Below are 13,728 nucleotides of genomic sequence, written 5' to 3'. Positions count from 1 at the left end.
ACATGACGTTAGCGGCACCGTAACAGGTGTCGGGCATCCTTCTCATATGGGATTTCTGCGCATCCGCACCACGGTCGACGAGCGACCCGGACGGCTTGCCTCCCTCGCCGCGGCCCTCGCCGCCCGGGGCGGCAACATTCTCGGCCTGAGCGTACAGTCTGACAGCGACGGCACCGTCGACGAGTTCGTCGCCGACATCCCCGCCAACCCCGAAACCGTGCGCGAGGCACTGGAGGCGGCCGGCGGCCGCCGGGTCCAGGTCGTTCCCGCGACCGCGCACGAGCTGACCGACGAGCCCACCCGCGCGCTGCTGCTCGCCTCCCGGCTGCGCTCCATGCCGTGGCGGCTGCCCGAGCTGCTGGCGGAGCTGCTGCGCGCCGACGACGCCCGGTGGATCTATGGTGATGCCGTGAGCGATCTCCCCGACCCGACCCAGCTCGTCGTGCCCGTCGCACCCAGGCGGGCGGTGCGGCTGCGCCGCGCCGAGCTGCCCTTCACGCTGACCGAGGCGGCCAGGGCGGCGTCCTTCGCCCGGCTCGCCCAGCCGCCGGCCGAGCAGACGTCCGGCGAGCGCCCGGTCAAGCTGGCCGACGGCGCCGAGGTCACGATCCGCCCGCTCACCTCGATCTACCGCGAGGCCCTGCGCGACCTGCACGACAGGTGCTCGCCTGAGGCGCGCAGGTTCCGCTACTTCACCGCGATGCCCACGCTGCCGCCGCGCATGTTCGACCGGCTGTGCGACCGCAGCCGGGGGCACTCGCTGGTGGCGGGCAACGACGGGCAGGTGGTGGCGCTGGCGAACCTGATGTTCACCGCCGATCCCGGCGTCGCCGAGATGGCCTTCCTGGTCGAGGACCGCTGGCAGGGGCGTGGTCTGGGCCTGGCGCTGGCCAGGATGCTGGTGCGCGAGGCGCGTGACCGGGGCTACGCCGAGGTCAAGGCCACCATGCTGTCGGACAACGTCCGGATGCGCAGGCTCCTGATCTCCCTGGGCGCCACCCTCGGCTACACCGAGGACCCCGGCGTGATGGAGGCCAGGCTGCCGGTCGGAGCCATGGCGTCAGTCTGAGCGCTCCTCCGGCGGCCGTTCGATGCCCAGGTGGCGCTCGATGCGGTCGAGGCTGTCCTGGATCCGGGCGAGCCGCTCGCCCAGCATCGAGCCGCCGGCGAAGAACGTCTCCCCGGAGCGCTCCTTGGGGCCCCGGCCCACCCGGTCGAGCACGCGCTGGCGTACGTCGACCGGGTCCGCTCCGGCGTCGGCGAGCGCCTGGGCGGCCACCCCGTGGCCCTCCCTGAGCACGCCCAGCAGGATGTGCTCGGTGCCGATGTAGCCGTGCCTCAGCTGCAGCGCCTCGCGCAGCGACAGCTCCAGCACCTTCTTGGCGCGCGGGGTGAACGGGATGTGCTCGCCGTGCCCGCCGCTGCCCAGGCCGACCTCGCGCTCCACGAAGGCGCGGACCTCGCCCGGCTCCACGCCGCAGTCGCCGAGCACCAGCGCGGCCAGGCCCTCGCCCTCCCTGATCAGGCCCAGCAGGAGATGCTCGGTGCCGATGTAGTTGTGGTTCATCGCCCGCGCCTCCTCCTGGGCGAGGACGACGACCCTGCGGGCGCGATCGGTGAAGCGCTCGAACACCGGGGGGCCTCCGTTCGAGTGGGCTGCCTCCACTATGCGCTAGAAACCGGCGGATGTGGGGTATTTGACCTGTGTGGATCTTGACGAGGTGGCAAGCCGGCTGTACGCGCTCCCGCCCTCGGAGTTCACCGCCGCCCGCACCGCGGAGGCGGGCGCGGCCAAGCAGGCGGGCGACGCCGCGCTGGCTCGGGAGATCGCCGGCCTGCGCAGGCCCACGGTCTCGGCCTGGGCGGTGAACCGCGTCGCCCGTGAGCATCCGGACGAGCTCGCGGAGCTGCTCTCCCTCGGGCACGAACTGCGCGACGCCTGGCAGGCTCAGGACGCCGAGGCGCTCGCGGAGCTGACCCGGCGGCGCGCCGAGGTGACCGGGAGGCTGGCCAGGCTGATCAGGGAGGGTGGCGGCCTGTCGGCCGCCGCCGCGGCCGAGGTGGACCAGACGCTCGACGCCGCCGTCGTGGACGCCGGCGCAGCCGAGGAGGTGCGGCGCGGCCGCCTGGTCAAGCCGCTCAGCTACAGCGGCTTCGCCCCGGCCCCCAGCGGGTCCCCGCGCCCCAGGAGGCGGCCCGCCGGGCAGGACGACAAGGCCGACGAGGAGGCCAGTGCCAGGAAGCGCGAGGAGATCGCGGCCAGGAAGGCCAGGGAGCGGCAGGAGGCCGAGGCCGCGCACCGGGAGTGGAGCGAGGCGCTGGCCGAGGCGGAGCGGGAGCACGGCGAGCGCGCGGAGAAGGTCGCCAGGCTGGAAGCCAAGCTCGCCAAGGCGCGCAAGCGGCTCGCCGAGGCCCAGCAGCGCCTGGAGGTGACGCGGCGTGAGGAGCGGCACGCGCGACAGCGGCTGGCCGAATAGGAGGTTCCCGCGCCCGGCTCAGCGCCTGCCCCAGGCCAGCCGCGCGCACACCGGAAAGCCCTCGGAGACGTACGGCGCGGCCAGCCGGATGTAGTGGGCGCGGATCCGCTCGGCGATCATCGGCGGCTGGTCGGCGATCAGCCCGAACCGAGGGCCGCCCGCCGCCACGACGTCGGTCAGCCAGGAGCCGGGGTCGGCCCGGTGCCGCCACCGCAGGGTCCGGACGCCGACGCCGGAGAAACCGGCCTCTCTCATGAGCGCCGAGAAGGTCTCCGGTGCCGCGACCGCCGCGAACGGCCCGGGCGGCGGCTCGTACGGGACGCCTGCCGCCGTGATGGCCTCGGCGATGAGGCCGGTGGCGGTCATCTCGTCGGACTTCCACCACGTCAGCGCGACGGTCCCGCCGGGGCGTACGACGCGGCGCAGCTCGCGCAGAGCGGCGAGAGGCTCCGGAACATGATTGATGACGAAATTTCCGGCAACAGCGTGGAACGTCCCGTCCGCGAACGGCAACTCGGGCAGCGCCGCCGCTCGCACCCTTGCCCGGGGATGGCGGCGGGCGGTCAACTCCACCATGGCGGGATCGGCGTCGACGGCCGTGACCCGCGCGCCGAGCGCCAGGGCGCGCGCCGTCACCACCCCGCTGCCGCATCCCACGTCGAGCAGGTGCGGCCCGAGGCCGGTGGCCGCACCTTCTCCGGGCCGGGGACCAGTGGCCGCCGTGACGATCGGCTCGAGGAGCGAGGCGACGGTGTGGGCGCTGAGCCGGGCGAAGCCGCGCTCGTACGCTTCGGCATCGGTCACAGCGCACCGCCTGACGGTAGAAGCTTACACATTCGTGTGAAATATTGCGGAAAATGCTGTCCTGGGGTGAAAAGTCAGGCTTATCGTCGTCGGCATGACCATCAACGACTTCATCGACGCCCTGCCCAAGGTCGAACTGCACGTGCACCTGATCGGATCCGCCTCGGTGTCCACGGTGCTGGAGTTGTCGCGCCGCCACCCGGGCAGCGTGGTTCCCGCGAACGAGGAGGACCTTCGCGCGTTCTACACCTTCCGCGACTTCCCGCACTTCGCCCAGGTCTACGGCGCGGTCAACGGTCTGGTGCGCGACCCCGAGGACGTGGCGACGCTGGTGCTCGGGCTGGCGCGCGACCTGTCGGGCCAGGGGGTCCGCTACGTGGAGTTGCAGGTGACCCCGTACGCGCACCACATCGTGGGCATGCCGAAGCGGGAGGTCACGCAGGCCCTCGACCTCGCGGCCAAGCAGTCCGTCGCCGATCACGGGGTCGAGATGGCGTACATCTTCGACATCCCGGGGGAGTTCGGGGAAGAGGCGGCCAAGATCACACTTGACCACGCGCTGCGGGAACCTCCCGCTGCTTTGGTAGGTTTCGGCCTGGGCGGCATCGAGCAGTCTCGCCCGCGGTTCAGGGACGCCTTCCGTGACGCGTTCGCCGCGGCGCGGGCCGCCGGGCTGCACAGCGTCCCGCACGGCGGCGAGATGACGGGACCGGAGACGATCTGGGAGGTCATCGAAGGGCTCGGCGCCGAGCGCGTCGGCCACGGCATCTCCTGCCTCGACGACCCGCGTCTGGTCGCCCACCTGCGCGAGACCCAGCTCCCGCTGGACGTCTGCCCCACCTCGAACGTCTGCACCGGCCAGGTCCAGCGCATCGAGGACCATCCGTTGCCGCGCATGCTCGCCGAAGGGTTGTTCGTCACGCTCAACAGCGACGACCCGCCCATGTTCGCCACCACGCTGGCCGACGAGTATCGCCTCGCCGCCCGCGTGTTCGGTCTCGGCGCGCGGGAGCTGGCGGGTCTCGCGCGCAACGGCGTGCAGGCGTCCTATCTGCCGGCCGAGCGCAAGCAGGCCCTCATGGCCGAGATCGACGCGCTGGCCGCCGGGGCCTGAACTCCGCGGGGCGCCTGCGGGGAAGGCGTGCCGGCCATCCGGCGCGGTGTCAGGGGGAGGCGATGCGGCCCAGGCCCGGCGGGATCTTGCCGGCGGCGGCGCGGTCGAGCAGGAACAGCGTCCGGCCGCGGCCGCGAGCACCCGCAGCGGGGACCTGCACGGGCCCGGACTCCGACAGCGCGAGCCGTACGGCCCCGGACTTCTCGTCACCGGCGGCCACCACCCACACCTCGCGCGAGCCCTGGATGGTGGGCAGCGTCAGCGAGATGCGCGTCGGCGGCGGCTTGGGCGCGCCGTGCACCGCCACCACGGCACGGGTGTCGTAGAGCGCCGGCATGCCCGGGAACAGCGACGCCACGTGCGCGTCGGGGCCCATGCCGAGCAGCGTCACATCGAAGCTGGGCGCCGGACCGTGGTCCTCGGGGCGGGCGGACTTGCGCAGCTCGGTGGCGTAGGCGTCGGCCGACTCCTCGGCCGACAGGCCGGAGTCGGGGCCGAGCATGACGTGCACCCGCTCGGGGTCGAGGTCGACGTGGTCGAGCAGCGCCTGCCTGGCGCCGGTCTCGTTGCGCTCGGGGTCGCCGGAGGGCAGGAAGCGCTCGTCACCCCACCAGATGTCGAGGCGCCGCCAGTCGACCGCGTCACGGGCGGGTGTGTCGCGGATCGCGGCCAGCGTGGCGATGCCGACCGTGCCGCCGGTCAGCACCAGCGACGCCGAGCCCTTGGCGGACTGCACGTCGACCAGCCTGGTGATGATCCGCGCCGCCACGGCCTTGGCCAGCACGTCGCCGTCACGGTGCACAACAACAGTGGGAACGCTCACCGGAATACTCTTTCATGTTTCGCGGACGATCGTGCCCGGGCATCGCCGCCCGGGCACGATCCTCCACGGGTCAGTGCCTGCGCGTGCGGGCCAGGCGTTTGACCGCCGACTCGTAGATCTCGTCGGTGTCGAGCCTGCGCAGCTCCTCGGCCAGCAGCTCCGACAGGTGCCGCCGGGTCAGCGCCACGTTCCGGTCGGGCTGGCCGGGGCGTGACAGCGTGGCCAGCCGGGCGTCGCTCCGCTCCACGGACAGCTCGCCGCCGTCGTCGACGGCGAGCCGCACCGCGGTGAGGCCGGGGCCGTCGGAGTCGCCGACCTGCATCTCCGCCCCAAGCCGCTCCGACAGCCACGCCGCCAGCAGCGGCGCGCTCGGGTTGCCCGTAGAGGCCTCCACGACCCCCTCGCGAACCCTGCCCACCGGCTGGTCGAAAGCGGCGGCCAGGAGGCTGCGCCACGGCGTCAGCCGCGCCCACGCCAGGTCGGTGTCGCCTGCCGCGTAGCCCTTGGCCCTGGTCACGAGCGAGGAGTAGCCGTCATCGCGGGCGTTCTTGGCGTCGGTGATGCGGCGCTGGGCGAGCATGCCGATCGAGTCCTCCGACGGTACGTCGGGGGCCCGGCTCGGCCACCACGCGACCACCGGCGTGTCCGGCAGCAGCAGCGGGCTGACCACGGAGTCGGCGTGCTCGGTGAGCTCGCCGTAGAGCCGCAGCACCACCGTCTCGCCCGGCGAGGCCTCGCCGATGCGGATCTCGGCGTCCAGCCGGTTGGCCTCGTCGGTCTCCCGGTTGATCACCACCAGGATGCGCGACGGGTGCTCGCGGGCCGCCTCGCTGGCGGCTCGCAGCGAGTCGTACTGGTCGCGTTCCTCGCAGACCACGACGAGGGTCAGCACCATGCCGATGGCGGGCGCGCCCATCTGGTGGCGCAACTGGGTGAGCTGGCTCGAGATCTTGCCCGCCGTCGTGTCGGCCAGCATGAACGTGGTCACTAGAGCCTCCTCCAGACGCGCCCGTCACGGGCCATCATCGCGTCGGCGCTCGGCGGCCCCCATGATCCGGAGGGGTACGGCTCCGGCTGGCCCTGGGTGGCCCAGTACTCCTCGATCGGGTCGAGGATCTTCCACGACAGCTCGACCTCGCGCTGGTGCGGGAAGAGCGGCGGGTCGCCGATCATCACGTCGAGAAGCAGCCGCTCGTACGCCTCGGGCGACGACTCCAGGAACGACTCGCCGTAGGCGAAGTCCATGGACACGTCGCGCACCTCCATCTGCGTGCCCGGCACCTTGGAACCGAACCGGACCGTGATGCCCTCGTCCGGCTGCACCCTGACCACCAGCGCGTTCTGACCGAGGATCTCGGTGTCGTCCTTGCTGAACGGCAGGTGCGGGGCCCGCTGGAACACCACGGCCACCTCGGTGACCCGGCGCCCCAGCCGCTTGCCGGTGCGCAGGTAGAACGGCACGCCCGCCCAGCGCCGGTTGGCGATCTCCAGCTTGATCGCGGCGTAGGTCTCGGTGGTGGAGTCGGCCGGGATGCCGTCCTCCTCCAGGTAGCCGACGACCTTCTCGCCGCCCTGCCAGCCCGCCGCGTACTGGCCGCGAGCGGTGTTGAGCGACAGGTCGGAGGGCAGTTGCACGGCCTTGAGCACCTTCTCCTTCTCCCGCCGCAGCGCCGAGGCGTCGAAGGAGGTCGGGTCCTCCATCGCGACCAGCGCGAGCAACTGGAGCAGGTGGTTCTGGATGACGTCGCGGGCGGCGCCGATGCCGTCGTAGTAGCCGGCCCGGCCGCCGATGCCGATGTCCTCGGCCATCGTGATCTGCACGTGGTCGACGAAACTGCGGTTCCAGATCGGCTCGTAGAGGTTGTTGGCGAACCTCAGCGCCATGATGTTCTGGACGGTCTCCTTGCCCAGGTAGTGGTCGATCCGGAAGATCGAGCTCTCCGGGAAGGCGGAGGTGGTGATCTCGTTCAGCTGGTGCGCCGAGCGCAGGTCGTGGCCGAACGGCTTCTCGATGACCACCCGCCGCCACGACCCGTCGGGCGCCTCGGCCAGCCCGGTCCGCTTGAGCTGCTCCACCACCACGGGGAAGAACTTCGGCGGCACCGACAGGTAGAAGGCGTAGTTGCCGCCCGTGCCCCGCAGCTCGTCGATCTCCCGCAGCGCCATGGCCAGCGCGTCGAACGCCCCGTCGTCGGAGAACTCGCCCGGCACGAAGTGGATGCCCTCGCGCAGCTGCTTCCAGACCTCCTCGCGGAACGGGGTCCTGGCGTGCGTCTTGACGGCGTCGTGCGTCAGCGCGGCGAAGTCCTGGTCCCGCCAGTCGCGCCTGGCGAAGCCGACCAGGGAGAAGCCCGGAGGCAGCAGCCCCCGGTTGCCCAGGTCGTAGATCGCCGGCAGCAGCTTGCGTTTGGCCAGGTCGCCCGTCACACCGAACAGCACCATCACGCACGGCCCGGCCACCCGCGGCAGCCGCTTGTCACGCGGATCCCGCAGCGGGTTCGCGGCGGCCACCTCGATTGTGGTGGAGGTGCCGGCGACGGCGGACGCGACGGCGACGGCCTCCTCCGGGGGGCCTGCCGGGTCACTCATCTCAAACCTCCTGCGCCGTTCGGAGGGGCCGCGCGGCTCGCGTCGCGCGGCCCCGCGGCGGAGGAAGCCGCGACGGCCTCCCCCTCCTCGCGTCGGGGCGTCCTCATCACGGGACAAGGTTCTTGCTGACGCTCTCGAGCAGCTCGTTCCAGGACGCCTCGAACTTCTGCACTCCCTCGTCCTCCAGCACCCGCACCACGTCGTCGTAGTCGATGCCTGCCGCCTTGAGCTCGGCCATGGTGTTCCAGGCCTGCTCGTAGAAGGGGCGGACGGTGTCGCCGGTGACGTCGGCGTGGTCGGCGGTGGCGTCGAGCGTCTTCTCCGGCATCGTGTTGACGGTGCCCGGCGCGACCAGCTGGTCGACGTACATCGTGTCGGAGTAGTCGGGGTTCTTCACGCCGGTGGAGGCCCACAGCGGCCGCTGCGGGCGGGCCCCGGCGGCGCGCAGGCGCTGCCAGCGCTCGGAGTTCATGACCTCTTCGAAGGCCGCGTAGGCCAGGCGCGCGTTGGCGATGCCGGCCTTGCCCATCAGCTCGGGCTTGCCGAGCTTGTCGAGGCGCTTGTCGATCTCGGTGTCGACGCGGCTGACGAAGAACGACGCGACCGACTCGATCGTGGCCAGGTTGAGGCCCTTGGCCTGCGCCGCCTCCAGGCCGGCCAGCCAGGCGTCCATGACCGCGCGGTAGCGCGCCAGGGAGAAGATCAGCGTGACGTTGACGCTGATGCCCTCGCTGATCGCCTGCGTGATCGCGGTCAGCCCTTCCACGGTCGCCGGGATCTTGATGAACAGGTTGGGCCGGTCGACCAGCCACCACAGGGCGCGGGCCTCGGCGATCGTCTTGTCGGCGTCGCGCGCCAGGCGCGGGTCGACCTCGATCGACACCCGCCCGTCGACGCCGGAGGTGGCGTCGTAGACCGGGCGGAGCACGTCGGCCGCCCAGCGGATGTCGTAGGTGGTGATGCCGCGCACGGCCTCGCCCACGTCCACGCCGCGTACGGCCAGGTCGTGCATCTGCGTGTCGTAGGCGTCGCCCTTGCTGAGCGCGCTGGCGAAGATGGTCGGGTTGGACGTGACGCCGACCACGTTCTTGTCCCGGATCAGCTCTTCCAGGTTGCCGTTGCGCAGGCGCTCGCGGCTGATGTCGTCGAGCCAGATGGACACGCCCTGGCCGGACAGCTTGTTCAGGATCTCGCTCATCTTCTCAGTTTCCCGTCGTCTCGCCCTTGTCCTGACCCAGCTTGGCCAGGCTCGCTCTGGCCGCCGCCGCCACGCGCTCCGCCGTCAGCCCGAACTGCTCGTACAGAGTCCTGTACGGCGCGGAGGCACCGAAGTGTTCGAGGCTGACGACTTCGCCGCACTCACCGACGAACTCGTGCCAGCCGAGGGCGATACCCGCCTCGACCGCTACCCGAGCCCTGATGGACGACGGCAGAACGGTCTGCCTATACGCGGAGTCCTGCCCCTTGAACCACTCGACACACGGCATCGACACGACCCGTGTCGGGATGCCCTGCCCCTCCAGCAGCTCGCGGCCCTCGACGGCGACCTGCACCTCGCTGCCGGTGGCGATGAGGATCACCCTCGGCTGGCCGTCGGAGGCCTCGCGCAGGATGTAGCCGCCGTGGGCCACGCCCTCAGTGCTCGTGCCCTCGTAAACAGGCAGGTTCTGCCTGGTCAGGGCGAGCGCGGCGGGCCTGTCGGTGTGCTCCAGCACGGCCTTCCAGGCGGCGGCCGTCTCGTTGGCGTCGGCGGGGCGCACCACGTCGAGGCCGGGGATGGCGCGCAGCGCCCACAGGTGCTCGATCGGCTGGTGCGTGGGACCGTCCTCGCCCAGGCCGATGGAGTCGTGCGTCCACACGTAGGTGACCGGCAGCTTCATCAGCGCGGCCAGGCGCACCGAGGGGCGCATGTAGTCGGAGAAGACCAGGAACGTGCCGCCGTAGGGGCGGGTGCCGCCGTGCAGGGCGATGCCGTTGAGAATGGCGCCCATGGCGTGCTCGCGGATGCCGAAGTGCAGCGTGCGGCCGTAGCGGTTGCCGGGGAAGTCCTTGGTCTGGTACTCCTCCGGGATGAAGGACGGCTCGCCCTTCATCGTGGTGTTGTTGGACTCGGCCAGGTCGGCCGAGCCGCCCCACAGCTCGGGCAGCACCGGGGCGAGCGCGTTGAGCACCTCGCCGGAGGCCTTGCGGGTGGCCATCGAGCCGCCGGTCTCGAAGGAGGGCAGCGCGGTGGCCCAGCCGGCGGGCAGCTCACGCCGGGAGATGCGGTCGAGCTCGGCGGCTCGCTCCGGGTTGGCCTGGCGCCAGCTCGTGTAGGACCGCTCCCACTTGGCGTGCTGCTCGCGGCCACGGGCGGCGACCTGCCGGGCGTGCTTGAGCACGTCGTCGGGCGCGTCGAAGGACTTGGCCGGGTCCATGCCGAGTATTTGCTTGGTGGCGGCGACCTCCGCCTCGCCGAGGGCCGAGCCGTGGATCTTGCCGGTGTTCTGCTTGTTGGGCGCGGGCCAGCCGATGATGGTGCGCAGGCGGACGAACGACGGCCTGTCGGTCTCGGCCTTGGCCTCCTCCAGCGCCTCGTGCAGGGCCTGCACGTCCTCGACGTAGTCGCCGGAGGCGGTCCAGTCGACGCTCAGCGTGTGCCAGCCGTAGGCCTCGTAGCGCTTGACCACGTCCTCGGACTTGGCGATGAGCGTGTCGTCCTCGATGGAGATGTGGTTGTCGTCGTAGATGACGACGAGGTTGCCGAGCTTCTGGTGGCCGGCGAGCGAGCTGGCCTCGTGGCTGATGCCCTCTTCGATGTCGCCGTCGCTGACGATGCACCAGATGCGGTGGTCGAAGGGGGACTTGCCGGGCTCGGCGTCGGGGTCGAACAGGCCGCGCTCGCGGCGTGCCGCCATCGCCATGCCGACCGCGTTGCCAAGGCCCTGGCCGAGCGGGCCCGTGGTGGTCTCCACGCCCGCGGTGTGCCCGTGCTCCGGGTGGCCGGGGGTGAGGCTGTCCCACTGGCGCAGCCGCCGCAGATCGTCCAGCGTCAGCCCGTAGCCGGAAAGGTAGAGCTGGATGTAGAGCGTCAGGCTGGTGTGTCCCGCCGACAGCACGAAGCGGTCGCGGCCGAGCCAGGTGGGATCGGTCGGATCGTGGCGCATCGCGTGCTGGAAGAGCAGGTATGCGGCGGGGGCCAGGCTCATGGCGGTGCCGGGGTGTCCCGAACCCGCCTTCTCCACTGCGTCCATCGCCAGGGCTCGAACGACGTCGACGGCCTGCTTGTCGAGGTCGGTCCATTCGAGGGCTGGCACGAGTTCGGTGCTCAAGTGCTCGGTCTCCGGAATCTAGTTGTCATTGGTGGTGCCGGTTGGCATATCCCGCCCACACCGGACCCTAACCGAGTGGGGCTGGCGATCGATTCCCCTCTCCATCGGCGCGTGTCCGCGAATGGCTCAAGCCCCCCATTGGCCGGACCGGCCGCCCCTGCGACTACAGTTTGGTTGTTCGCAGGGGCGCCACGGCGCCCATTCACGAATCCGCTCCAATCAGAGGTTACGCGTTGACTCCGCACGTGCTGGAAGCGCCTTGACGGTGCTGACGAACAGGCAGACGACGGCCCCCGCCCTTGAGGCCGAGGCGCCGCGCACGACCGGCCCGCGCTCTGTCGGCATGCTCGTGAAGGCCTATATCGCGCTGACCAAGCCGCGGATCATCGAGTTGCTGCTGATCACGACCCTGCCGGTGATGTTCCTCGCGGCCGGCGGCCTGCCGCCGCTGTGGACGGCCGTGTCGGTGATGGTGTTCGGCACCCTGTCGGCGGGCAGCGCCAACGCGCTCAACTGCTACGTCGACCGCGACATCGACCAGAAGATGCGCCGCACCAGGCGCCGCCCGCTGGCCAGGCACCAGGTGTCGCCGCGCGGCGCGCTGATCTTCGGCATCGTGCTGGGAGTCCTGTCCACCCTCGGGCTCTGGCTGACCACCAACCTGCTCGCCGCCGCGCTGTCGACCGGCGCGATCCTGTTCTACGTGCTGGTCTACTCGATGATCCTCAAGCGGCGCACCGCCCAGAACATCGTGTGGGGCGGCATCGCGGGCTGCATGCCGGTGCTGATCGGCTGGGCCGGCATCACCGAGCGGCTCGACTGGGCGCCGCTGGTGCTCTTCGGCGTGGTGTTCTTCTGGACGCCGCCGCACACCTGGACGCTGGCCATGCGTTACAAGGAGGACTACGCCGCGGCCAAGGTGCCGATGCTGCCCGTGGTGGCCACCGAGCGCAGGGTGATCCTGGAGTCGATCGCCTACACCTGGGCCACCGTGGCGTGCTCGCTGGCGCTGTGGCCGGTGGCGGGCACCACGCTGTTCTACCCGGCTGTGGCCGCGGTCCTCGGTGTGATGTGCCTGTGGGAGGTCCACCGCCTGCTGGCCCGCCTCAACTCCGGCAAGACCGGCGTGGAGCTGCGCCCGATGCGCTTCTTCCACTGGTCCAACGCCTATCTGGCGCTGCTCTTCCTCGCCGTCGCCATCGACCCGCTGCTGGCCTGAGCCCGCCGCGCCTCTTGCGGCGGGTCTCTTCACGTCCTTAAACTGCACATATGAATAGCTCTTCAGGTGTTGTGGCCGCCCTGGACGGATGCGTGGTGCCGGAGCCGGACGCCGCCAGGGTCGCCGCCACCCGCGACCGCCTGGTCACCCCCGAGGAGGCCACCAGGCTGGCCGAGCTGTTCCGGCTGCTCGGCGACGCGACGCGGGCCCGGCTGCTCTACGCGCTGCTGGAGGCGGGGGAGCTGTGCGTGTGCGACCTGGCCGACGCCGTCGAGGTGACCGACACGGCCGTCTCCCACGCGCTGCGTCTCCTGCGCACGGCGGGCATCGTGGCCAGCCGCAGGGCCGGGCGCATGATCTACTACCGGCTGGCCGACGCGCACGTGCGGATGCTGCTGGACCTGAGCCGCGAGCACCTGAGAGAGGTGACCTGATGGGGCACGGGCACGGGCATGGGCACGCCCCGACCGCCGACAAGCGCTACCTGATCGGCGCACTCGCCCTCATCGCCGGCTTCATGGTGATCGAGGTCGTCGCCGGCGTCGTCGCCAACTCGATCGCGCTGATCTCCGACGCGGCCCACATGCTCACCGACGCCAGCGCCATCGCGCTGGCCCTGCTCGCCATGCGCATCGCCGCCAGGCCGGCGCGCGGCGCCTACACCTTCGGCTACAAGCGCGCCGAGATCCTCTCCGCCCAGATCAACGGCGTGACACTGCTCCTGCTGGTGGCGTACTTCGTCTACGAGGGCGTGCACAGGCTGATCGAGCCGCCCGAGGTCGCCGGGCCGGTCGTGGCCGTCACGGCGGTCGCCGGCATCGCGGTCAACGCGCTGGCCGCCTGGCTGCTGTCCAAGGCCGACCGGCGCAGCCTCAACGTCGAGGGCGCCTTCCAGCACGTGCTCAACGACATGTACGCCTTCATCGCGACCGCGGTCTCCGGCGTGGTGGTCTGGCTGACCGGGTTCGCCCGGGCCGACGCGATCGCCGCTCTGGTGGTCGCCGCGCTCATGCTGAAGGCGGGCTGGGGCCTGCTGCGCGACTCGGCGCGTGTCCTGTTGCAGGCGGCGCCGAGCGACCTCGACCCCGACGAGATCGGCCAGGTGCTGGCCGCCGACCAGGACGTGGAGGAGGTGCACGACCTGCATGTCTGGACGGTGACGAGCGGCTACCCGACCCTCTCGGCGCATGTCATCGTGGCGCGCGGCGCCGAGTGCCACGACGTGCGTGTCCGGCTGGCCGCTCTGCTGCATGATCGGTTCGAAATCGGGCATACCACACTGCAGGTCGACCACGGCGCCGCCGAGACCGGAGGGCACTGCGAAGATCCCCACGGGCCCCGGCACCTCGGGAGGACGGCGCGTGGGCATTAGATAGCCCAAAGCTGTATAT

General features: G+C 71.2%; 12 protein-coding genes and 2 pseudogenes. 6 read left to right on the top strand and 8 right to left on the bottom strand.

Annotated elements, in window-relative coordinates; all coding sequences use genetic code 11:
• Nucleotides 1-46: 46 nt before the first annotated feature.
• Nucleotides 47-1,069 carry a GNAT family N-acetyltransferase gene (locus V5E28_RS22330; protein WP_336208954.1) on the top strand — a complete coding sequence of 341 codons (1,023 nt, stop codon included), beginning with the start codon at nucleotides 47-49 and terminating at the stop codon, nucleotides 1,067-1,069.
• 147 nt (nucleotides 1,070-1,216) lie between these two features.
• On the opposite strand, the pseudogene V5E28_RS49595 reads toward V5E28_RS22330, so the two are convergent.
• A pseudogene (locus tag V5E28_RS49595) lies at nucleotides 1,217-1,408 on the bottom strand (Clp protease N-terminal domain-containing protein); the annotation flags it as partial.
• A gap of 77 nt (nucleotides 1,409-1,485) precedes the next feature.
• Nucleotides 1,486-1,633: pseudogene (locus tag V5E28_RS49590) on the bottom strand (Clp protease N-terminal domain-containing protein); the annotation flags it as partial.
• A gap of 88 nt (nucleotides 1,634-1,721) precedes the next feature.
• On the opposite strand from V5E28_RS49590, the gene V5E28_RS22320 reads away from it, so the two are divergent.
• A complete protein-coding gene (locus V5E28_RS22320; protein ID WP_336208953.1) occupies nucleotides 1,722-2,477 on the top strand; it encodes a hypothetical protein in 756 nt (251 codons plus the stop codon).
• 18 nt (nucleotides 2,478-2,495) lie between these two features.
• Here V5E28_RS22320 and V5E28_RS22315 read toward each other — a convergent pair whose 3' ends face one another.
• Nucleotides 2,496-3,281: a class I SAM-dependent methyltransferase gene (locus V5E28_RS22315; protein ID WP_336208952.1), complete on the bottom strand. Its 786-nt coding sequence runs from the start codon at nucleotides 3,279-3,281 to the stop codon at nucleotides 2,496-2,498.
• A gap of 94 nt (nucleotides 3,282-3,375) precedes the next feature.
• Here V5E28_RS22315 and add point away from each other — a divergent pair, with 94 nt between their 5' ends.
• Nucleotides 3,376-4,395, top strand: coding sequence for an adenosine deaminase (gene add / locus V5E28_RS22310; protein WP_336208951.1), 1,020 nt, complete (start codon nucleotides 3,376-3,378; stop codon nucleotides 4,393-4,395).
• 49 nt (nucleotides 4,396-4,444) lie between these two features.
• On the opposite strand, the gene pgl is transcribed toward add, so the two are convergent.
• The 5 genes from pgl to tkt all read right to left on the bottom strand — a co-directional run bounded on the left by pgl (nucleotide 4,445) and on the right by tkt (nucleotide 11,040).
• Entirely contained in the window at nucleotides 4,445-5,218 is a 774-nt protein-coding gene (gene pgl, locus V5E28_RS22305) for a 6-phosphogluconolactonase (protein WP_336208950.1), read from the bottom strand.
• Nucleotides 5,219-5,288: 70 nt separating this feature from the next.
• Complete coding sequence (opcA, locus tag V5E28_RS22300) at nucleotides 5,289-6,206, bottom strand: glucose-6-phosphate dehydrogenase assembly protein OpcA (protein ID WP_336208949.1); 918 nt, start codon at nucleotides 6,204-6,206, stop codon at nucleotides 5,289-5,291.
• The gene (gene zwf / locus V5E28_RS22295) at nucleotides 6,206-7,807 is read right to left on the bottom strand and encodes a glucose-6-phosphate dehydrogenase (RefSeq protein ID WP_336208948.1); all 1,602 of its coding nucleotides are present in this window, start codon (nucleotides 7,805-7,807) and stop codon (nucleotides 6,206-6,208) included. The genes opcA and zwf overlap by 1 nt, the downstream gene beginning before the upstream one ends.
• A gap of 106 nt (nucleotides 7,808-7,913) precedes the next feature.
• Nucleotides 7,914-9,005 (bottom strand): transaldolase, encoded by a 1,092-nt coding sequence (gene tal, locus V5E28_RS22290; RefSeq protein ID WP_336208947.1) that lies wholly within the window; start codon nucleotides 9,003-9,005, stop codon nucleotides 7,914-7,916.
• Nucleotides 9,006-9,009: 4 nt separating this feature from the next.
• A complete protein-coding gene (gene tkt, locus V5E28_RS22285; protein ID WP_442945853.1) occupies nucleotides 9,010-11,040 on the bottom strand; it encodes a transketolase in 2,031 nt (676 codons plus the stop codon).
• Between the two features lie 337 nt (nucleotides 11,041-11,377).
• Between tkt and V5E28_RS22280 the strand changes: the two genes are divergently transcribed.
• The 3 genes from V5E28_RS22280 to V5E28_RS22270 are packed head-to-tail and all read left to right on the top strand — an operon-like array spanning nucleotide 11,378 to nucleotide 13,709.
• Entirely contained in the window at nucleotides 11,378-12,337 is a 960-nt protein-coding gene (locus V5E28_RS22280; RefSeq protein WP_336208945.1) for a heme o synthase, read from the top strand.
• A gap of 50 nt (nucleotides 12,338-12,387) precedes the next feature.
• Nucleotides 12,388-12,771: an ArsR/SmtB family transcription factor gene (locus V5E28_RS22275; protein ID WP_336208944.1), complete on the top strand. Its 384-nt coding sequence runs from the start codon at nucleotides 12,388-12,390 to the stop codon at nucleotides 12,769-12,771.
• A complete protein-coding gene (locus V5E28_RS22270; RefSeq protein ID WP_336208943.1) occupies nucleotides 12,771-13,709 on the top strand; it encodes a cation diffusion facilitator family transporter in 939 nt (312 codons plus the stop codon). The genes V5E28_RS22275 and V5E28_RS22270 overlap by 1 nt, the downstream gene beginning before the upstream one ends.
• The last annotated feature ends 19 nt before the right edge of the window (nucleotides 13,710-13,728 follow it).

Origin of the sequence: Nonomuraea sp. LPB2021202275-12-8 (assembly GCF_037044575.1) — a bacterium.
Lineage (GTDB): Bacteria > Actinomycetota > Actinomycetes > Streptosporangiales > Streptosporangiaceae > Nonomuraea.
This window is presented reverse-complemented; position numbering and strand designations above follow the sequence as displayed.

What these genes read in the sequence shown, in the direction of transcription:
- add (WP_336208951.1), top strand. Translation starts at nt 3,376, where the DNA reads ATGACCATCAACGACTTCATCGACGCCCTGCCCAAGGTCGAACTGCAC.
- V5E28_RS22330 (WP_336208954.1), top strand. Translation starts at nt 47, where the DNA reads ATGGGATTTCTGCGCATCCGCACCACGGTCGACGAGCGACCCGGACGG.
- zwf (WP_336208948.1), bottom strand. Translation starts at nt 7,807, where the DNA reads ATGAGTGACCCGGCAGGCCCCCCGGAGGAGGCCGTCGCCGTCGCGTCC.
- tal (WP_336208947.1), bottom strand. Translation starts at nt 9,005, where the DNA reads ATGAGCGAGATCCTGAACAAGCTGTCCGGCCAGGGCGTGTCCATCTGG.
- V5E28_RS22275 (WP_336208944.1), top strand. Translation starts at nt 12,388, where the DNA reads ATGAATAGCTCTTCAGGTGTTGTGGCCGCCCTGGACGGATGCGTGGTG.
- V5E28_RS22270 (WP_336208943.1), top strand. Translation starts at nt 12,771, where the DNA reads ATGGGGCACGGGCACGGGCATGGGCACGCCCCGACCGCCGACAAGCGC.
- tkt (WP_442945853.1), bottom strand. Translation starts at nt 11,040, where the DNA reads ATGGACGCAGTGGAGAAGGCGGGTTCGGGACACCCCGGCACCGCCATG.